We start from the raw sequence: 18,685 nt of genomic DNA on the forward strand, positions 1-18,685 counted from the left end.
CTGACGAATTCTGCCTATTCAGGGGCTTAGTCCCTGGCTTCGCCGGGCATGGACGATCAGCTTGCGGGCGGCGTCGCGCGGGAGGGGATGCGACGGCGGGGTCATCATCAGGCGGCCGAAGAGTGCGCGGTAGTCCTCGGTCTGCATCAGCTCGGCAAATCGTGCATGACGCCAGGCCACCGCCGCGGCATGCAGACGGGCCAGCTCGGGGTCGGCGGCCAGCCGGGCGCGCTCCGCGGCCACCTCGGCGCCAAGCCGCAGGATGCTGCGATCTTCCTCGGTGTTGAAATTGCGATCGGTCCAATAGTCCATGCCGAGCCGGTCGTCGGAATGCACCGCCCGGCCGCGGGCGGATTTCAGGACGAAGCTTTCCATCGCCCCCAGCGCGTAGTGATTGAGCTGGGCGAGGCGGCAATGGCGTTGCCCCAGCGGCGAGAACACCCGCCGGTCATGCGCCTGCAAATCGAGCGTGCGGCCCGCGCCATCGCGCCACTGCACCGCGCGGCCGTCGCGCAGCCCGCGCGGGCGGTGCACCCCCAACTGCCGGAAGCTGCCGTCGTTGCGATAGAGCGTCTTGAACATCTGCGCCCGCCACGGCCAATGCATCACCTCGGGGGCCGCGCGGGTAAAGACCTCGGGCACCGGGGCGTCGCGCCAGGCAATTTCGCCGGCATTGCCGAACAACCGCCAGGTGAGGGTGATGGCGCTGGCTCCGGGCAGGGCGGCGATCAGATCGGGCAGCCGGTGGCCGCCGGCGTGAATGTTGACAAATTCGTCGATGTCGAGCGCCATCAGCCAGTCGGCCTTGCGCACCGGCTTGACCTTGCCCGCCAGCTTCAGCCCGGTGAACTGGATACCGGCCTGATGATAGGGCCCGTCGTTGCGGATGTGGGTGACGCCCCCCAGCGCCGCCAGCCGGTCGGCGATCAGATCGGTGCCGTCGGCGCAATCATTGGTGCAGATCACCACATGGGAAAAGCCCACCGTCCGGTGATGCGCCAGCCAGTCGAGCACAAAGGCGCCTTCGTCGCGCAGGCACAGGACGGCGGTGGCCTGCATCAGCGGGCTCCGGCGGGGGACATGCGGCTCACCATCCCCGGCGGAAGGTCACGACCTTGCCATGTGAGGCGCGCGGGAAATAGCTCAGCCCCGCGCCCTGCATGGCGTCAAACACCGCCTGAACACCGGACTGGCCGATCCATTGCGGATGCAGCTCGATCACCGCCGCACGCAGCGACGACCAGTCGCCGGCCGGCAAAAGCTCGGCCTCGCCGCCCTCGATGTCGCAGATCAGCACCTCTGGCCGCACCTCCTCGAGCACCGGGCCGATGGCCTGGCGCGCGACCTCGACGGTACCGGTGATGGCGCCAGGATCGACGGTGCCATCGAGCGACGAGCTGAGGATATTCTTGCGCAGGTAAAACGGCAGCGGGGCGCCACCCTCGGGGGTGAGCAGCGCATTGCGCAGCTCGATCCGCTCGGCATCATTAGCGGCGTGCATCCGGCGGATATGCGGGATCAGTGCCGGGTTGGCCTCGTAGCTCACCAGCCGCCGGGCCTGTCGCTGGGTGGCGATCAGCGTCGAGACATAGCCGATGCCGCCGCCCAGTTCGAGCACCCGGTCGCCTTGCTGCACCACACGCATCACGGCCTCGCATTCCTTGCGCTCAAAGGTCTCGGCCCGAAGCGCGGCACGAATCCGGCCTGTGGTGATGCCGGGATGGCGCGGCACCCGCATCCCGCGCGAGCGGATAAAGCCCCGGGCGGGCGGCGTCTCGACGTTCATCTCAGGTCTCCATGTCGAGCGCCAGCGCATAGGCCGCGCGTTCGGTTTCGGTCAGGCGCAGGGCCATGGCCTGGTCGTAAAGCTCGGCGAATTCCGGCACCTGCCGCAACTCGGCGGCCTTGGCCCGGTGCCAGGCCAGCCCCCTGGCGTGCCACTCGGACAGCACCGGATCGGCCAGCAGCCGGTCGTATTCCGCCCGCACCCGCGGCAGGTTGCGCTTGATGGTGATGTCGCGGTGATCGTTCCAGTCCATGCGAATCCAGTAGTTCAGCCCGATGGTCCGGTCGACATGCAGCGCCCGGCCGCGCTGGCGCTTGATCAGGAAGCTCTCGGCCGAGCGCAGGGCGTAGTGGTTGAGCTGCAAGAGGTCATAGCCGATCGAGCGCTTGGAATTGCGCCAGCCGTTCTTCTTGACCTCGTCGCCCATCGGCAGGCCCGAGCCGTTGACCCAATGCACCCGCTCGGCCATGTCCGGCACAAGCTTGTTGGGCCGGTGGCAGGAGAGTTTCTCGTAGGCGCCGATATTGCGCACCATGGTCTTGAACCCCCAGGCGGTGTGCGGCTTGGGGCAGAACTTCGGCGCGCAGCTGTCGAATTGGTCGATGACAAAGTCGTCGCCGAGACTGGTGACTCCGTTATGGCCGAACAGCCGCCAGGTCATGGCGACATTGGTGGCCTCGGGCACCCGGTCGAGGAAATCCTGAAGCGTGCCATTGCCGCAGCGGATGTTCATGAATTCATCGACGTCGATATGAATGATCCACTCGGCCTGGCGGATCACAGGCTCCTTAAGCGACTGGTTGAGCGCATATTGCTGCGGCGACTTGCCCGACCAATTCTCGTTGTCGCGGTGCTCGATCACGCCAAGGGTTTGCAGGCGATCGAGGATCTCGTCGGTGCCGTCGGCGCAGCCGTTGGTGTAGATCAGGAAACTGTCGATGCCGATGGCGCGGTGATAGGCGATCCATTCCAGGATGTAGGGCGCCTCGTTCTTCATGCAGCCGACAATGACATTGCCGCTCGAGCCCGGCGGCAGGCGGCGCGCCGGAGCCGGGGCAAAGGCCTGCGCCAGCTCTTCCTCGTTGACCCGCCCGAGCCGGTTGTGCGGCGCGAATGGCCCGCCCCGCAGTTGCGCGAATTTCTCTTTCGCCAGCTGCGGCATCAGTGCGGCGGCCTGACGCGACAGCCCCGCGACATCGGCCCCGTTTGCGGCGCGGTCGGCGGCGCGCGCCTCGCGGGTGGATTTTTCGATCCGGGGGAGGGCCGCCAGCAGGTGTTGCGAGGCGCGGTAGCCCTCCGTCGTCTCGGCCTCCTGCCAGCGCGCGAGCGGTCGGTCGGCGGTAAAGGCGGGGGCCAGGGCCGGCGTCTCCTGCGCAAGCGCCGCCAGGTCGCCGGCAAACCGCGCGGCGATCGGCGCCAGCGTTCCGGCCTGCATCGCCGGGCCGGGCAGCCGCAGATAGCCCAGCATCCGTTTCCAGATCTGCCGCGATACGCGGTGATCGCCCTGTGCCAGAAGCCGGGTGAGGACATCGTTGAACTGCCGCGCGCGCGCCATCCATTCCGCCGACGGCATGGCGGGCGCGGTGATCGCCTCATGCTTGCCGATCTGCGCGTCGAGGCCAAGGCAGGTGCGCAGCTCTTCGGTCACATCCTCGCGGCAGAGTGCCGCCACGTCCAGCGGCCGAAACCGCACCGATCCGGCGCCAAAGACTGCCTCCCAATGGCGCCGCAGGGCGGGGTAGTCGAGCCAGGCCGGCGCCATCTGCACCTCGGGGAATATCCCCTGGTCGGGGCGCGCCCGGGGCCGGTCGGCCAGCGCCGCCGCCCACCAGTCGGGGCAATCGGCCAGCCGCAGTTCGAGCTCGAGCGGCCGCATCCGCCCATCCAGAACCTGCACGATATACTGCCGCAACAGCATCCGCGCCGGGCAGTCCAGATGGGCAATCACCTCGACCCGGTCGGAAATCGGCGCCAGCACGGCCTTCAGCCGCTCCAGCTCGGAGCCGGTCAGCAGGCTGCTGCCGAACTGATGCGCCGAGAGGATCAGATGCCCGGCGCCGCTGGCCTCGACCTCGCGTGCCAGCGCCTCGGTCACATCGGCACGCAGCTGCGCCTGCCGCTCGGGCGCGGCAAAGCCCCGGTTGTGGCGCAGGGTGTCCACCGCGCCGGGATCGCTCACCGCCATGAACAGCCGCGTGTGGTTGCGCGCGCCCGGCGTGCGGGCAAACAGCACGCCATTGCGCAAGAGCTGCCGCCGCTTGGCGTCCAGCACCTGCTGAAGCCGTGTCGTGGCCCAGAGGTCGGGCCCGATATGCAGGCTGATTTTCATGCGCTGTCATCCTCTTGCGCGGCGCGCACCGGGTTCACGTTGGTTTTGCCCCACCATGGCAGGTCGCGGCCCAGGAACGCGCCGATCCGCGCCGGCGCCGCCCCATCGGCCACGTCGATCCGCAGGAACTCCTCACAGCCGGCGAAATACCGGTCGAGCGCGGCGTAATGCCCGGCGATCCAGGTCTCGCGTTCGCGGGTCGTCACGCCATAGCCGGCGGGCAGGCCGGGAATATCCGCCGCCGGGAGCCGCTCTGTCCCGAGGTTCGACCAGCGCAGCATGGAATCCGCGATCTCCTCGGGCCGCCGCCAGGTCGCCAGAAACCGCGTGCCCGGGTGACAGGCGCGAATGGCGGCCAGCAGCCCGAAATCGAACTGCGGCCAGATCGAGCGCGGCGGGCGCAGGGCGTTGATCTCGGCAAAACCGTCAAAGACGTCGAGCCCGTGCAGCGGATCGCCGCGCAGGAAATAGCCATCATACATCATCTCGCCGACGAACCGCCCGTGCAGTGCGGCCTCGTCGGTCTGCACCGGCTTGATCCGGTGATCGGCCACATGCAGCCCGGCCTTGCGCAGCGCGCGGGCCAGCGTGGTGGTGCCCGATTTCGGCAGCCCGAGGTTGATGACCCGCAACCGGCTCATGGCAGGGCCAGAACCGGCGCGGCGCCGATCCGCGCCAAGAGCTCGTCTTCGCCCGGCGGCAGGGTCGACGCCGCGCGCAGCTGCGCCTGCATCGCCTGATAGCGCGCCTGCTGCACCAGCGCATCGCGCCGCGCCCGGTGCAGGCGCACGCATTCCGCATGCAGTTCCGCCACGCCGGGCAGCGCCTTCAGGGCCGCGATCTGCGCCTCGAGCTTCGGCAGCATCCGCAGGATCGAGGGCTCTTCGCAGGCGCCGTCGTTGCGCTCGCGCCAGTAACTGTCGTCGAATTCCCGGTTCTCGCGGTTGACGTCGCCGCGGTCGTTCTTGACCAGGTAACTGTCGAGCGAGCGCAGCGCGTAATGGTTCAGCGTGGCGAAACTGCGCGCACCCTTGGCCGGGAACTTGCGGATCCGGCGCTTGTTGGCGGCCCGCAAAAAGGCCTCGGGCACATCGCGCCCCGCACCGTCCTTCCAGACCGGTGCCGCCGCTTTGTTTGGCTTGTGAAACGGTCGATGCGCGCCGTAATATTGCAGCGGAAAATCGCGCCGCACCAAAGTCTTGACCTCGATCGCGCTCTCGCCGCACCAGAGGTCGGGGGCGTGGCAGCGGGTGAACTGGCCGATCACCGGCCGGTCTTCGAAACGCGTGACCCCGGCATTTGCAAAGAACCGGAAACTCACCGAAATGGCCTGCGGATCGCCACAGGCCGTGATCAGCGCCGGGATGCTGTGATCGCCGACGTGGATGTTGAGGAACTCGTCGACATCCGCCACCCAGAGCCAATCGGCGGCGTGCACCATCTCCTGCCCGCGGGCGTGTTTGAGCGCTTCCATCTGGTAATTGCGGCCTTCGGCCGGATTGGCCAGATGGGCCACCACGCCATGCGCCGCCAACCGATCCAGCAACCTGTCGGTGCCATCGGAGCAATCGTTGGAATAGAACAGGTGATCGCGCACGCCGATCACCCGGTTGTAGGCAATCCATTCCAGCAGGAACGGGCCTTCGTTCTTGACACATGTCACGGCGGCTATGCGCATGAAACCGCACCCTCACCGTCGTGTTTGACGCTCTGCATTGCCGCCCCGTGATCGCGGATCGCCGCGATACTGCCGCCTCTTGGTTATCTTTTTGCAAAAACTCGCATGTTGCCGGCCCTGCGTCAATTGCGCTGCCGCCGGGGCGGGCGAACCGGAGGCAACGCGACTTTTGTCGTCTTGACCCCAAAGACGGCGCGTGTAGCCCTTGCTGCACAAGGGAGAGGGCTTGAATGACACAGACACCGGCAAGCATCGACGCGGTTCAGACCATGCTGGGCGCTCAGGATTACGTCTGCGACCGGGCGCTCGGCACGGTGGCCTTTCTGGCGCTCACCCTGGGCAAGCCGCTGTTTCTCGAGGGCGAGCCGGGCACCGGCAAGACCGAGATCGCCAAGGCCATCGCCCGGGGCCTCGGCCGCCGGCTGATCCGCCTGCAATGTTACGAGGGGCTCGACGCTGGCTCGGCGGTCTATGAATGGAATTTTCCGGCCCAGATGGTGGCGATCCGCACCGCCGAGGCCGAGGGCGTCGCCGACCGCAACCTGCTGAAATCCGAGCTCTTCGGCCCCGACTACCTGATCGAACGCCCGCTGCTCGAGGCGATGCGGCCCGACGAGGCCGGCGCCCCGGTGCTGCTGATCGACGAGCTCGACCGCACCGACGAGCCCTTCGAGGCCTTCCTGCTCGAGGCGCTGTCAGACTACCAGGTCACCATCCCCGAGCTCGGCACCATCAAGGCGCCGGAACCGCCGATCGTCATCCTGACCTCGAACCGCACCCGCGAGGTGCACGACGCGCTGAAACGCCGCTGCCTTTACCATTGGGTCGATTACCCCGATTTCGGCCGCGAGATGGAGATCCTGCACGCCCGCGTGCCCGAGGCCACCGACACCCTCTCGCGCGAGATCGTGGCCTTCGTGCAGCGCCTGCGCACCGAGGACATCTTCAAGCGCCCCGGTGTCGCCGAAACCATCGACTGGGCGAAATGCCTGCTCGCCCTCGATGTCATCGCGCTGTCGCCGCAGGTGATTTCCGACACCCTCGGCGCGATCCTGAAATACCAGGACGACATCGCCCGCCTGCAAGGCTCCGAGGCCAAGCGCATCCTCGACGAGGCTCGCGCCTCCCTCGAACCCGCCTGAACCAGAACGCCGAAACCGCCAGATCCACAGACTGATCCTTCTCCTGGCCCAAAAATATTCCCGGGGGTCCGGGGGCAGCGCCCCCGAAAATCAACAGATGCCAGAATACGCCCCGCTCGAGCTGCCGGAAAACCCGGCCCTCACCGCCAACATCACCCATTTCGCCCGCGCGCTGCGCAAGGCCGGGCTGCCGATCGGCCCCGGACGGGTGATCGAGGCGATCCGCGCGGTCGAGGCGGCGGGCTTCACCGAGAAACGCGACTTCTACTGGACCCTGCATTCGGTTTTCGTCAACAAGCCCGAGCAGCGCGTGGTCTTTGCCCAGATCTTTCGGCTCTACTGGCGCGATCCGCGCTACATGGAGCACATGATGTCGCTGATGCTGCCCGCCATCCGCGGCGTGCAGGAAGAGCGCAGCGCCAAGGCGGCCGAGAAGCGCGCCGCCGAGGCGCTGCTTGACGGCGCCGACCTGCCAGAGCCCGAGGAGCCGCCGAAAGGGCGCGAAGAGGAGCCGACGATCGAGGTCGACGCCTCGCGCACCATGTCGGCCGAGGAAAAGCTGCGCAGCCTCGATTTCGAACAGATGAGCACCGAGGAAATGGCCCGCGCCCGCCGCATGCTTGCCCGGCTCACCCTGCCGGTGCCGCCGATCAAGTCACGCCGCGCCCGCGCCAGCCACCAGGGCCACCGAGTGGATTTCGGCAAGACCCTGCGGCTCTCGATGCGTCGTGGCGGCCAGTTGCGCGAACTGGCGCTCAAGGAGCCGCGCCTGCGTTGGCCAAACCTCGTGGTGCTTTGCGACATCTCAGGCTCGATGAGCACCTATTCCCGCATCATCCTGCATTTCCTGCACGCGGTCTCGAACGAGAAGGGCGCGGGCTGGGCCCGGGTGCATGCCTTCACCTTCGGCACAAGGCTGACCAATATCACCCGCCATCTGGCGACCCGCGATGTCGATGCGGCGCTGGCCGCCGCCGGGGCCGAGGCGCAGGACTGGGAGGGCGGCACCCGGATCGGCGACTGCCTGCATGATTTCAATCGCGACTGGTCGCGCCGGGTGATGGGGCAGGGGGCGGTGGTGCTGCTGATCACCGACGGGCTCGACCGTGGCGATCCGGATGCGCTCGACAAGACCATGGAGCGCCTGCACCTGTCCGCGCGCCATCTCATCTGGATCAACCCGCTGCTGCGCTGGGACGGATTCGCCGCCCGCGCCACCGGCATCCGTACCATGCTGCCGCATGTCGACACCTTCCGCGCCGGCCACAACATCGACAGCCTCGAGGCGCTGGCCGAGGCGATCTCGAAACCCAACGACCCCGGTGAGAAGGCGCGGCTCATGGCCGATCCGGGCTGATCCGATCCGTCAACAGACCGGCATCGATCCAGGGAAGCATCGGCCGCCGCTCACAACGCCAGCGCCGTCGTCGACTTGATCTCCTCCATCGACAGCAGCGCGGTGACATTGTGTACCTTCACCTCTGATATCAGCGCCTGGTAAAACGTGTCATAGGCCCGCGCGTTCGACACCCGCACCTTGAGGATATAGTCGATATCGCCGGCCAGCCGATGCGCCTCCTGCACCTCGGGGCGTTCCTTCAGCGCCTTCAGAAAGGCCTTCTGCCAGGTGGCATCATGTTCCGAGGTGCGGATCAGCACGAAGAAACAAGCCTCGAAGCCCAGCTTCTCGGCATCGAGCTGCACGGTCTGCGCGCCAATGATCCCCGCCTCGCGCATCTTGCGGATTCGGTTCCATACCGGCGTCTTGGAAGAGCCCACAACCTTGGCAATCTCGTCCAGCGAGCGGCTGGCGTCCTCTTGCAGCGCCTTGAGGATTTTCCGATCGGTGTCGTCGATACGTGCCATCTGTCCGGCCTTTCCCGCGTTTTTGAAACAAGCGTTCCTTCTCTGCGCCCCATTAGAACGAGCATCCTTAAATCCGCAACCCACTAGCGCCAAAACGGGAAGATTTCCTATATATCCTCCTAGGACAGGCAGGAGAGTCAGATGCAGCATTTTCCGATCTTCGTGAACCTCGCCGGGCAGCGCGTTGTTGTCTCCGGTGGTGGTGAGGCGGCGCTGGCCAAGCTGCGGCTGCTGTTCAAGACCGAGGCTGCGCTCGTGGTTTATGCCGCCGATCCCGCCGGGGAGATCGTGCAATGGGCCGAGGCCGGGCGCCTGACCCTGGTGCGGCGCCCGCTGGCTGAAGGCGATGTCGCCGGCGCGCGGCTGTTCTATGCCGCCGACGAGGACGCGGGCGAAGATGCCCGCACCTCGGCCGTGGCCCGCGCCGAAGGCGCGCTGGCCAATATCGTCGACAACCTGCATGACAGCGAATTCATCACCCCCGCCATCGTCGACCGGGATCCGGTAACCGTGGCGATCGGCACCGAGGGCGCGGCCCCGGTGCTGGCCCGCGCCATCAAGGCCGATCTCGAAGCCCGGCTGCCGGTGCGTCTCGGCCCGCTGGCGCGGATCGGCAAGGCCTTTCGCAAGATGGCCGATGCCCTGCCAATGGGCCGGCCGCGCCGCGACTTCTGGGCCGATTACTATTTCAACGCCGGCCCCCGCGCCTTTGACGAAAAGGGCGCCGAGGGTGCCGATGCGGCGCTGAAGGGCCTGCTGACCGATCACCTCTCGCGCCAGTCGCGCAAGGGCCACGTGGCCTTTGTCGGCGCCGGCCCGGGGGATCCCGAGCTGCTGACGCTCAAGGCCCGCCGCGCGCTCGACGAGGCCGATGTGGTGATCCACGACCGGCTGATCAGCCCCGAAATTCTCGAGCTGGCGCGCCGCGAGGCCCTGTTGCTCGACGTCGGCAAGGAGGGCTTCGGCCCTTCGACGAAACAGGAAGACATCGATGCGCTGATCGTCGAACATGCCCGTCAGGGCGCCCAGGTGGTGCGGCTGAAATCCGGCGACAGCACCGTCTTCGGCCGGCTCGACGAAGAGATCGACGCGGTCGAGGCCGCCGGTGTGAGCTGGCATATCGTGCCCGGCATCACCTCGGCCTCGGCCGCCGTCGCCGCCATCGGCCAGAGCCTGACCAAGCGCGGCCGCAATTCCTCGGTCCGCTTCCTCACCGGTCACGACACCAAGGGCTTTGCCGATCACGACTGGCGCACCCTGGCACGCGAGGGCGAGGTCGCGGCGATTTACATGGGCAAGAAATCCGCCCGTTTCATCCAGGGCCGGCTGCTGATGCACGGCGCCGATCCCGCCACCCCGGTGACACTCATCGAGAATGCCTCGCGCGCCGAACAACGCATCCTCGAGACCTGTCTCGCCGATCTTCCCACCGATCTCGCCGCGGCTTCGGTCGATGGCCCCGCGCTCACCTTCTATGGCCTCGCCCCGCGCGAAGCGGCCCTTGCCCGGCAGGGGATGGCCCACAAAGACCTCACACTGACACAGGAGCTTGCCTGATGCCCCGTCCCTTTACTCCCAAGGTGATCACCGCCAATGCCCTGATCGAGGGCGATGTGGTCTATCTCACCGAAGACGACCGCTGGAGCCGCGCGCTGAAAGAGGCCGAGGTCATCACCGACGAGGCCCATGCCGAGGTGCGCCTGCTCGACGCCTCGTCGCGCCATGCCGAGGCGGTGGGCGTCTATCTCGCCGATGTGGCGGTGAAGGACGGCACGCCGGAACCCACCCATTTCCGCGAAGAGTTCCGCCGCACCGGCCCCTCGAATTATTTCCACGGCAAACAGGCCGAAGGCTGAGGTCCACCCCGATCTCGCCCCAGCCCAACGCAAGGATACGACATGTACAGCTATACCGACTTCGACCGCGCCTTCCTCGCCGAGCGCAACCGCCAGTTCCGCGCACAAGTGGAACGCCGCATCGACGGCTCGCTGACCGAAGATGAATTCAAGCCGCTGCGCCTGATGAACGGCGTCTACCTGCAACTGCATGCCTACATGCTGCGGGTCGCCATCCCCTATGGCACGCTGAATTCGGCCCAGATGCGCCAGCTGGCGCTCTTGGCCGAGAAATGGGACAAGGGCTACGGCCATTTCACCACCCGCCAGAACATCCAGTACAACTGGCCGAAACTGTCGGATATCCCCGACATGCTCGACGCGCTGGCCGAGGTGAATCTGCACGCCATCCAGACCTCGGGCAACACCATCCGCAACGTGACTTCGGATCATTTCGCCGGCGCCGCCGCCGACGAGGTCGAAGACCCGCGCCCCACCGCCGAGCTGATCCGCCAGTGGTCCACCGACCACCCGGAATTCCAGTTCCTGCCGCGCAAGTTCAAGATCGCGGTGATCGGCGCGCCCAACGACCGCGCCGTCATCAAGTCGCATGACATCGGCGTCGAGATCACCGAACAGGACGGCCAGCGCGGCTATCGCATTCACGTCGGCGGCGGCCTCGGCCGGACCCCGATGCTGGGCAAGGTGGTCCGCGAGTTCCTGCCCAAGGCCGACCTGCTGCCCTATCTCGAGGCCATCGTCAGCGTCTACAACCTGCTTGGTCGGCGCGACAACAAGTACAAGGCGCGGATCAAGATCACCGTGCATGAAAACGGGCTCGAGAAGATCCGCGATCTGGTCGAAGAGCGCTTCGACCTGCTGAAATCGCAGTTCGGCGGCGTCGATCAGGAGATGCTGGCCGCGATCGAGCCGCAGTTCGCCGCGCCCGACTTCCGCGATGCCGCCACCGGCGCCTTCGAGGCGGCCTACAGCAACGACCCGACTTTCCGCTCCTGGGTCGACACCAATATCGCGGCCCACCGCCGCGCCGATCATGCCATCGTCTCGATCTCGCTCAAGGCGCATGGCAAGACCCCGGGCGATGCCACCGGCGCACAGATGCGGGTGATGGCCGACCTGGCCGAAGAACATGCCTATGACGAGCTGCGCATCAGCCACGAGCAGAACGTGATCCTGCCGCATGTGCCCAAGGACGCGCTGCCGCAGCTCTACCGGGCGCTCAAGGCCGAAGGCCTCGGCACCGCCAACATCGGGCTGGTGTCGGACATCATCGCCTGCCCGGGCATGGATTACTGCGCCCTGGCCACCGCCCGCTCGATCCCGATCGCGCAGGAGATCGCCACCCGTTTCGACGAGCTCAAGCTGGAGCATGAGATCGGCGACCTGAAGATCAAGATCTCGGGCTGCATCAACGCCTGCGGCCATCACCACGTGGGCCATATCGGCATTCTCGGGCTCGACCGGGCGGGGGTGGAGAACTACCAGATCACCCTTGGGGGCGACGGCACCGAAACCGCGAGCATCGGCACCCGTGCCGGGCCGGGCTTTTCGGCGGATGAGATCGTGCCCGCCATCGAACGGCTGGTGGTGGGTTATCTCGACCTGCGCAACGACGCCGACGAGACCTTTCTGCAAGCCTATCGCCGGCTCGGGGCCGAGCCGTTCAAGGCGCTGCTCTATCCGGAAGCCCGCGAGAAGGCCGCCTGAGACAGCCGGGCCGTCCACCCTTTCAAGCTACGCAAAGGCGATACAGTGACCCATGTCACCGACATAAAAGACCTGCGCGACACCATCGCCAGCCTCAACACCGAGTTCCGCCACCACGGCGCGACCTCGGTGCTCGAGGCGGCGCTTTCGCGGCCCGAGTTCGGCAAGATCGCCATGGTCTCCAGCTTCGGCGCGGAATCCGTGGCGCTGCTGCATCTCGTGGCGATGGTCGACCGCACCACCCCGGTGCTCTTCATCGACACCCAGATGCTCTTTGCCGAAACCCTGGTCTATCAGACCGAGGTCGCCGAGCGGCTGGGGCTGAAAAACGTCCGCGCCATCCATGCGGACCCGGCCGAACTGGCGCGCCGCGACCCGGACGGGCGGTTGCACAAGACCGATACCGACGCCTGCTGCACCCTGCGCAAGACCGAAGCGCTCGACGGGGCGCTGGCCGGATATGACGGCTGGATCACCGGCCGCAAACGCTTTCAGTCGGGCACGCGGGCGCAGATGGAGTTCTTCGAGATCGAAGCGGCCACCGGCCGGATCAAGGTCAACCCGCTGGCTTTCTGGGCGCCGGGCGACGTGGCTGCCTATATGGAAGAAAACCGCCTGCCGCGCCACCCGCTGGTGGCCCAAGGCTATCCCAGCATCGGCTGCGCCCCCTGCACGTCCAAGGTGAAACCGGGCGAAGACCCCCGCGCCGGGCGCTGGCGCGGCGAGGAAAAAGAGGAATGCGGCATCCATTTTGTCAACGGCAGGATGGTGCGAAAAGGAGAGACAGCATGACGGATACGGTGATCGTGCGCGACACGGGCTTTGCGCCCGAGGATTTTTTCGATGCCTTCGACGGCGAAACGGCGCTTGACCTGGCCTCGGACGCCGATGTCGAGGCGGTGGCAGACACATTTTCCGGGCTCCGGATGATCCGGGTGGATTTTCCCAGCTTCGCCGATGGCCGGGGCTTTACCATCGCCCGGCTGCTGCGTCTCAAGGGGTATACCGGACGCCTGCGCGCCCGCGGCCATGTGCTGGCCGACCAATATGCCATGGCGCGGCGCGCGGGCTTCGACGAGGTGGAGATCTCCGCCGATCTCGCCGCCCGGCAACCCGAGGACCAATGGGTCTTTCGCGCCGACTGGCAGGGCCATGACTATCAGTCGCGGCTGCGCGCCGGCGTCTGACGGGCCAGAACCGGAGGGCAGGGGACGCGCCCGCGACAGCGCGTCCCTTTCTCTGCCTTGCAGCAACGTTTAAAGTGAGGTGCCGGCCAACCGTGCCGGCAGGATGAAATGACAGAGTTGACCAACGTGACCGAAGCCAAAGCCATCAAAGTGCCCACCCTGCCGGACGCCCAGACCGTGACGTCGGTCACCCATTGGACCGACCGGCTGTTCTCCTTCCGGGTGACGCGGCCCGCCAGCCTGCGCTTCCGCTCGGGCGAGTTCGTGATGATCGGCCTGATGGGCGACCCGCACCCCGAGACCGGCAAGGTCAAGCCGCTGCTGCGCGCCTATTCCATCGCCTCGCCCTCCTGGGACGAGGAACTGGAATTCTATTCGATCAAGGTGCAGGATGGCCCGCTCACCTCGAAGCTGCAACACATCCGGCCCGGCGACGAGATCATCCTGCGCCCCAAGCCCGTGGGCACCCTGGTGCATGACGCGCTGCTGCCCGGCAAGCGGCTGTGGTTCTTTGCCACCGGCACCGGCTTTGCGCCCTTCGCCTCGCTGCTGCGCGAGCCGCAGACCTACGAGGATTACGACGAGATCGTCATCACCCACACCTGCCGCGAGGCCGGCGAGCTGACCTATGGGGCTGAGCTGATCGAGAGCTTGAAGGCCGACGAACTGCTGAACGAGGTGATCGGCGACGGGTTCTGGAAGAAGATCAAGTACTACCCCACCACCACCCGGGAAGAGAGCGCCAAGAAAGGCCGGATCACCGACCTGATGCGGTCTGGCGAGGCCTTTGCCGATCTCGAGGTGCCGGCGCTCAGCCCCGACACCGACCGCGCGATGATCTGCGGCAACCTGGCGTTCAATCTCGAGCTCAAGGAAATGCTCGAAGGCTACGGCCTGGTCGAGGGCGCGAACTCGAACCCGCAGCATTACGTGGTCGAAAAGGCCTTCCTGGACTGACTGCACTCCCCGAGGGCATTGCCAAACAGAAGAGGCAGGGGATGCGTCGTCCTGCTTCCTTTTGCTCCAAATCCCTCGGGGTGAGGCCGCAGGCCGAGGGGCAGAGCCCCTGTCACGCCACAGCCGCCAAACGCGAAACGCCGGAGCAAATGCCCCGGCGTTTGTCGTTTCGGTGCCGAAACGCGTCTATTTCTGTGGCAGCGGGCCGATCATCATGATCATCTGACGGCCTTCCATCTTCGGCATATTCTCGATCTTGCCGATTTCCTTGACGTCTTCCGCCACCCGTTCCAGCAGTTCGCGGCCCAGGTTCTGGTGCGCCATCTCGCGGCCGCGGAACCGCAGGGTGACCTTCACCTTGTCGCCGTTCTCGAGGAACTTGAAGACATTGCGCATCTTGACGTCATAGTCGTGGGTGTCCGTGTTGGGACGGAACTTCACCTCTTTGACTTCGATGATCTTCTGCTTCTTGCGCGCTTCGGATTCCCGCTTTTGCTGTTCGTATTTGAACTTACCGAAATCCATGATCTTGCAGACCGGTGGGTTGGCATTGGGCGAAATCTCGACGAGATCGAGCCCCGCGTCTGCGGCCATTTCCATCGCGCGGGCCGGCGATACGACGCCGACATTTTCGCCTTCGGCGCCGATCAGGCGAATCTCGGGGGCTCGGATACGTTCATTCACGCGCGGGCCGGTGTCTCTTGTCGGGGGCGCGTTGTGAGGTCTGCGGGCTATGACGTTGTTCCTTTGACAGTTTCAGACATGAAATCAGGGCTGCAAGGTAGTGGGGGGCGGACAGTCTTTCAAGCGTATAATCGGCGCAAGGGGGGCGCCCCGGGCGCTTTTCCCCTTGCCTATGCTGCAAGTGCAGCGCAGGTCTTGGGGCGAGAGGGTCGCGGATCGTCGCTGGCCCCGAAAACCTAGTCTGAGGGATTTCACGAGATGAAGAACAGCACCTGGGTAGTGGTTGCCGTTGTCGCCGCCGTGGCGGTGGGCGCGGGCGTGTATCTCAACCGGACACCGGAGGTCAGTGCGCCTCCGGTTGCCGATGTCGCCACGCCGGTTGAAGAAGTCACGCCGGTTGAAGAAGAGGTGGCGGTGCCGGAAGAAGAGGGCGCCGAAGAGCTGGACCCTGCCGCCGAAGAGGCGGAAGAGCCGGCCGACGCGATGCAGGACGCGGCCGACGAGATGATCGAGACCGTCGAACAGGCGACCGATGAGGTCGCGGGGGCGGTGGAAGAGGCCGTCGATCAGCTTGAAGAGGCGATCGAAGCCGCCAGCGCGCCGGAGACCGCTGAGCCCGAGGCGGACGGGACGTCCGAAGCTGAGATGGCCGGCGAGGCTGAAGCAGACATGGCGGCGGGTGAAGCGGCGGCTGACGCGGATATGGTCGCCGAGGATGCGGCCGCGGCGGATGCGGGCAGCGACGCGGACATGGCGGCGGGTGACGCGGCCGAGACCGATCCTGCGGCGGACACCGATGCGGCGACAGATGACGCGTCCGGCGCGGACACAGGCGCCGACGCGGACATGGCGGCGAACGATGGCGCCGGGGCCGAATCGGAGGGGGCCGCCACGGAGGCTGGTGCCGGGGCCGATGCGGCGGCCGAGGTGGCGGTTGAAGACGCCAGGGCCGCGGATCTGGCAGAGGCCACGGAAGAGGCGGCGGACAGCATCGCGGCAGCGGTGGACCCCGAACTTGAGGCGACAGCCGAGTCAGAGGCCACGGAGCCCGCCGCCGACATGGCCGATGCCCCGGCCGAGGAGGGCAGTGCAGTGGCCACTGATGACGCGGAAGCGACCACCGACGAGATCGGCACGGCGATCACCGAGGCCATCGAGCCCGCGACAGAGCCCACCGAAGGCGCGGAAGAGACCGCCGCGCCGGCGTCTCCGCAAGAGCTTTTGACCGTCGAAGGCTTTGACTACGACGCGGTGATCGCGCTGATCGACGACTCCGAAGAGGTGAGCCCGCTGCTCAAGACGCCGCTGAAACAGGCGCTTGAGCAGGCCCGCGACAATCCCGATTTGCTCACGGCCGCGCTCGAACGGGTGCGTGATGCGCTGGGCATCGAAGCGCCGGCCGCCGCCGAATAAGGCAGCGCCAACAGGACAAGCCGCGCCCGGCCTCGAACGGGCGCGGCTTCTCGGGGTGTCAGCCGCGCCGCGGCTGCGGCCGCGTCGGGATCTCCTTGAGCAGCCCGCCGACTCCCATGGCGGCGATGTCGGCATGGCTGACCGCGATCCCGCAGGCCACTCGCGCCAGCACCCAATCGGCGCCATTGAGCGCCGGTGCCCGGGCGCACCCCGGCAGGCCGATCACCGGACGCCCCGAAAGCGCACCCAGAAACAACAGGTTGCCCGGATCGACCGGCATGCCGAAACGCTCCACCGTTCCACCGGCCTGGCGCAGTGCCTCGGGGGCCACGTCATGCGGGTCTGAGGTGGCCGATCCGGTGAGGACAAGCGCCAGATCGCTGCCGACGCGGCCCAGCGCCTCGGCAATCTCCGGCATCCTGTGCGGCACCATGACCACCTGGTCGAGCGTCATGCCCAGCGCGGCGAGCCGCCCGCGGATGGCCGGCACGCCCTTTTCGCCGGCGCCGCCGGGAATTTCCGTCACGATCAGCGTCGCGGTGGCCAGCACCGGGCGGGCCAGCCGCACCGCGCCGCGGGCGATCTCGCAGGCGGCGGCCAGGTCGGCGCCGGGAACGGCGTAAGAGATGATCTTGACCGTTCCGACCATGCCGCCCTCGGCCATCTGCCGGCAGGCGGGTACGGTGGCCAGGGTGATCATCGGGTTGATCAGGTTGAGCCGGCTCAGCCGCGCCACATCGAGCATCGCCACGCCGGGGCCCTCGGCCAGCAGGTTGACCCGGCCGGTAAACGCCTTGGTCAGTCGCAGCCCGGCGGCCTGCGGATCGGGCACCAGGGCGGCGGCAAGCCGGGCGGCGGCCTGGTTTTCGTGCACGTCACCGGGGTCGAGCCGGGCCGCGATGACCTCGGTTTCGCCGGCCCGGGCGAGATCGGCCAGATGCGCCGGCGTCAGCGTCACCCCCTTGCGCAGCCGCTGGCCGTTGAGCCGCACCGAATGGGCAAGCACCGCGCCTTCGGCTTCGGCCAGCGGGAGAGGGCCGAATTTCATCCGCCTTTCCTCAGAACGCGGATCATCTCGGCAAGGATGGAAACGGCGATTTCCGCCGGGCTGGCAGCGCCGATATCAAGCCCGATCGGGCCGTGGATGCGGGCGCAATGCTCTGGCGCAAAGCCGGCCTCGGTCATCCTTTCGAGCCGCTTGCCATGGGTCCGGGTGGAGCCCAGCGCGCCGATGTAGAAGACATCCGCCGCCAGCGCCGCCATCAGCGCCGGATCGTCGAGCTTGGGGTCATGGGTCAGCAGGCAGAGCGCGGTGCGGCTGTCGAGGCCAAGCTCGTCGACCGCCGCGTCGGGCCAGTCGTGCAGCAGGCGGGTGTCGGGAAAACGGGCGGCAGAGGCAAAGCTCTCGCGCGGGTCGATCACCACCGGGTCATAGCCGATGTCACGGGCCATGGGCACCAGGTGCTGGGCGATATGCACCGCGCCGACCACGATCAGCCGCAGCGGCGGGTTGTGGATCGCCACGAAGGTCTCGCCGTCCGGCTCGAAGCCCGAGCGGTCCATGCGAAAGCGGCTGGCGTGGCCCGCGCTGTCGAGCCGGCGCGCGCCGCTCTCGATGTTGACCACATAGGCCGCCGGGCGGCGGGCGGCGCGGGCGGCGGTCAGCTCGGCCAGCAGAGGTTCGGGCAGGGCGGTGCCGATGGGTTCGACCAGCACCTTGATGGTGCCGCCGCAGGCCAGGCCCACGGCAAAGGCATCGCCGTCCGAGACGCCGTATTCCAGCACCCGCGCCGCGCCGGCCTCGAGCGCCTCCAGCGCCTCGACCACCACGGCGCCCTCGACGCAGCCGCCCGAGACCGAGCCTTCGATCTCGCCCGCGCCGCTGATCGCAAGCTGCGCGCCGATCCGGCGCGGCGCGCTGCCCCAGGTCTCGATCACCGTGGCCAGGGCCGCGCCCTTGCCGGCGCGGTGCCAGTCCAGTGCGGTTTCCGCTATGCCCTTCATCTCAGGTCCTCCCGCGCCGCAGTCTATCAGCTTTGGCGGGGGTGTCTCGCCCCATCGGCCCGGACTTTGGTCGCAG

18 protein-coding genes are annotated in these 18,685 nt (G+C 67.1%); 9 read left to right on the forward strand and 9 right to left on the reverse strand.

The features are described from left to right. Window positions 1–18 precede the first annotated feature (18 nt). The 5 genes from AC0J5K_RS05845 to AC0J5K_RS05865 are packed head-to-tail and all read right to left on the reverse strand — an operon-like array spanning window position 19 to window position 5,793. On the reverse strand, window positions 19–1,059 hold the full coding sequence (locus AC0J5K_RS05845) for a glycosyltransferase family 2 protein (protein ID WP_274562437.1): 1,041 nt from the start codon (window positions 1,057–1,059) through the stop codon (window positions 19–21). 28 nt (window positions 1,060–1,087) lie between these two features. Then, entirely contained in the window at window positions 1,088–1,786 is a 699-nt protein-coding gene (locus tag AC0J5K_RS05850; protein ID WP_274562435.1) for an FkbM family methyltransferase, read from the reverse strand. Window position 1,787: 1 nt separating this feature from the next. Next, window positions 1,788–4,115, reverse strand: coding sequence for a glycosyltransferase family 2 protein (locus AC0J5K_RS05855; RefSeq protein ID WP_274562433.1), 2,328 nt, complete (start codon window positions 4,113–4,115; stop codon window positions 1,788–1,790). Beyond that, on the reverse strand, window positions 4,112–4,756 hold the full coding sequence (locus AC0J5K_RS05860) for a sulfotransferase family protein (protein WP_274562431.1): 645 nt from the start codon (window positions 4,754–4,756) through the stop codon (window positions 4,112–4,114). Before AC0J5K_RS05860 ends, AC0J5K_RS05855 begins: the two co-directional genes overlap by 4 nt. After that, complete coding sequence (locus tag AC0J5K_RS05865; RefSeq protein WP_274562430.1) at window positions 4,753–5,793, reverse strand: glycosyltransferase family 2 protein; 1,041 nt, start codon at window positions 5,791–5,793, stop codon at window positions 4,753–4,755. The genes AC0J5K_RS05860 and AC0J5K_RS05865 overlap by 4 nt, the downstream gene beginning before the upstream one ends. A gap of 230 nt (window positions 5,794–6,023) precedes the next feature. Between AC0J5K_RS05865 and AC0J5K_RS05870 the strand changes: the two genes are divergently transcribed. Continuing rightward, window positions 6,024–6,935, forward strand: coding sequence for an AAA family ATPase (locus AC0J5K_RS05870; protein ID WP_274562428.1), 912 nt, complete (start codon window positions 6,024–6,026; stop codon window positions 6,933–6,935). A gap of 97 nt (window positions 6,936–7,032) precedes the next feature. Further along, entirely contained in the window at window positions 7,033–8,292 is a 1,260-nt protein-coding gene (locus AC0J5K_RS05875) for a vWA domain-containing protein (RefSeq protein ID WP_274562426.1), read from the forward strand. 50 nt (window positions 8,293–8,342) lie between these two features. On the opposite strand, the gene AC0J5K_RS05880 is transcribed toward AC0J5K_RS05875, so the two are convergent. After that, window positions 8,343–8,801, reverse strand: coding sequence for an Lrp/AsnC family transcriptional regulator (locus AC0J5K_RS05880; protein WP_048532249.1), 459 nt, complete (start codon window positions 8,799–8,801; stop codon window positions 8,343–8,345). Between the two features lie 141 nt (window positions 8,802–8,942). Between AC0J5K_RS05880 and cysG the strand changes: the two genes are divergently transcribed. The 6 genes from cysG (at window position 8,943) to AC0J5K_RS05910 (ending at window position 14,508) form a co-directional block, all read left to right on the forward strand. After that, a complete protein-coding gene (cysG, locus tag AC0J5K_RS05885) occupies window positions 8,943–10,358 on the forward strand; it encodes a siroheme synthase CysG (RefSeq protein WP_048532248.1) in 1,416 nt (471 codons plus the stop codon). Continuing rightward, the gene (locus tag AC0J5K_RS05890) at window positions 10,358–10,657 is read left to right on the forward strand and encodes a DUF2849 domain-containing protein (protein ID WP_048532247.1); all 300 of its coding nucleotides are present in this window, start codon (window positions 10,358–10,360) and stop codon (window positions 10,655–10,657) included. The genes cysG and AC0J5K_RS05890 overlap by 1 nt, the downstream gene beginning before the upstream one ends. Window positions 10,658–10,699: 42 nt before the next feature. Further along, window positions 10,700–12,364 (forward strand): nitrite/sulfite reductase, encoded by a 1,665-nt coding sequence (locus AC0J5K_RS05895; protein WP_074837254.1) that lies wholly within the window; start codon window positions 10,700–10,702, stop codon window positions 12,362–12,364. 45 nt (window positions 12,365–12,409) lie between these two features. Next, on the forward strand, window positions 12,410–13,156 hold the full coding sequence (locus tag AC0J5K_RS05900) for a phosphoadenylyl-sulfate reductase (protein WP_074837255.1): 747 nt from the start codon (window positions 12,410–12,412) through the stop codon (window positions 13,154–13,156). Next, window positions 13,153–13,551 carry a DUF934 domain-containing protein gene (locus AC0J5K_RS05905; protein WP_074837256.1) on the forward strand — a complete coding sequence of 133 codons (399 nt, stop codon included), beginning with the start codon at window positions 13,153–13,155 and terminating at the stop codon, window positions 13,549–13,551. The genes AC0J5K_RS05900 and AC0J5K_RS05905 overlap by 4 nt, the downstream gene beginning before the upstream one ends. A gap of 108 nt (window positions 13,552–13,659) precedes the next feature. After that, complete coding sequence (locus AC0J5K_RS05910; protein ID WP_048532243.1) at window positions 13,660–14,508, forward strand: ferredoxin--NADP reductase; 849 nt, start codon at window positions 13,660–13,662, stop codon at window positions 14,506–14,508. 186 nt (window positions 14,509–14,694) lie between these two features. Here AC0J5K_RS05910 and infC read toward each other — a convergent pair whose 3' ends face one another. Further along, window positions 14,695–15,192, reverse strand: a complete 498-nt coding sequence (infC, locus tag AC0J5K_RS05915; RefSeq protein ID WP_244526523.1) for a translation initiation factor IF-3 — start codon at window positions 15,190–15,192, stop codon at window positions 14,695–14,697. Window positions 15,193–15,450: 258 nt separating this feature from the next. Between infC and AC0J5K_RS05920 the strand changes: the two genes are divergently transcribed. Continuing rightward, window positions 15,451–16,605 carry a hypothetical protein gene (locus AC0J5K_RS05920; protein WP_274562410.1) on the forward strand — a complete coding sequence of 385 codons (1,155 nt, stop codon included), beginning with the start codon at window positions 15,451–15,453 and terminating at the stop codon, window positions 16,603–16,605. A 58-nt stretch (window positions 16,606–16,663) separates the two neighbouring features. Here the strand turns inward: AC0J5K_RS05920 and AC0J5K_RS05925 are convergent, their stop codons facing one another. Continuing rightward, the gene (locus tag AC0J5K_RS05925) at window positions 16,664–17,653 is read right to left on the reverse strand and encodes a molybdopterin-binding protein (RefSeq protein ID WP_274562408.1); all 990 of its coding nucleotides are present in this window, start codon (window positions 17,651–17,653) and stop codon (window positions 16,664–16,666) included. Beyond that, window positions 17,650–18,609, reverse strand: coding sequence for an XdhC family protein (locus AC0J5K_RS05930; protein ID WP_274562406.1), 960 nt, complete (start codon window positions 18,607–18,609; stop codon window positions 17,650–17,652). The genes AC0J5K_RS05925 and AC0J5K_RS05930 overlap by 4 nt, the downstream gene beginning before the upstream one ends. Window positions 18,610–18,685 lie beyond the last annotated feature (76 nt).

The sequence above is a fragment of the Marinovum sp. E3 genome, assembly GCF_055755275.1.

Excerpts from the sequence above, each read along its gene's own strand:
- cysG (WP_048532248.1), top strand. The coding sequence starts at position 8,943 with ATGCAGCATTTTCCGATCTTCGTGAACCTCGCCGGGCAGCGCGTTGTT.
- AC0J5K_RS05895 (WP_074837254.1), top strand. The coding sequence starts at position 10,700 with ATGTACAGCTATACCGACTTCGACCGCGCCTTCCTCGCCGAGCGCAAC.
- AC0J5K_RS05910 (WP_048532243.1), top strand. The coding sequence starts at position 13,660 with ATGACAGAGTTGACCAACGTGACCGAAGCCAAAGCCATCAAAGTGCCC.
- AC0J5K_RS05930 (WP_274562406.1), bottom strand. The coding sequence starts at position 18,609 with ATGAAGGGCATAGCGGAAACCGCACTGGACTGGCACCGCGCCGGCAAG.
- AC0J5K_RS05880 (WP_048532249.1), bottom strand. The coding sequence starts at position 8,801 with ATGGCACGTATCGACGACACCGATCGGAAAATCCTCAAGGCGCTGCAA.
- AC0J5K_RS05850 (WP_274562435.1), bottom strand. The coding sequence starts at position 1,786 with ATGAACGTCGAGACGCCGCCCGCCCGGGGCTTTATCCGCTCGCGCGGG.
- AC0J5K_RS05860 (WP_274562431.1), bottom strand. The coding sequence starts at position 4,756 with ATGAGCCGGTTGCGGGTCATCAACCTCGGGCTGCCGAAATCGGGCACC.
- AC0J5K_RS05870 (WP_274562428.1), top strand. The coding sequence starts at position 6,024 with ATGACACAGACACCGGCAAGCATCGACGCGGTTCAGACCATGCTGGGC.
- AC0J5K_RS05875 (WP_274562426.1), top strand. The coding sequence starts at position 7,033 with ATGCCAGAATACGCCCCGCTCGAGCTGCCGGAAAACCCGGCCCTCACC.
- AC0J5K_RS05905 (WP_074837256.1), top strand. The coding sequence starts at position 13,153 with ATGACGGATACGGTGATCGTGCGCGACACGGGCTTTGCGCCCGAGGAT.
- AC0J5K_RS05925 (WP_274562408.1), bottom strand. The coding sequence starts at position 17,653 with ATGAAATTCGGCCCTCTCCCGCTGGCCGAAGCCGAAGGCGCGGTGCTT.
- AC0J5K_RS05845 (WP_274562437.1), bottom strand. The coding sequence starts at position 1,059 with ATGCAGGCCACCGCCGTCCTGTGCCTGCGCGACGAAGGCGCCTTTGTG.
- AC0J5K_RS05865 (WP_274562430.1), bottom strand. The coding sequence starts at position 5,793 with ATGCGCATAGCCGCCGTGACATGTGTCAAGAACGAAGGCCCGTTCCTG.
- AC0J5K_RS05920 (WP_274562410.1), top strand. The coding sequence starts at position 15,451 with ATGAAGAACAGCACCTGGGTAGTGGTTGCCGTTGTCGCCGCCGTGGCG.
- AC0J5K_RS05890 (WP_048532247.1), top strand. The coding sequence starts at position 10,358 with ATGCCCCGTCCCTTTACTCCCAAGGTGATCACCGCCAATGCCCTGATC.
- AC0J5K_RS05855 (WP_274562433.1), bottom strand. The coding sequence starts at position 4,115 with ATGAAAATCAGCCTGCATATCGGGCCCGACCTCTGGGCCACGACACGG.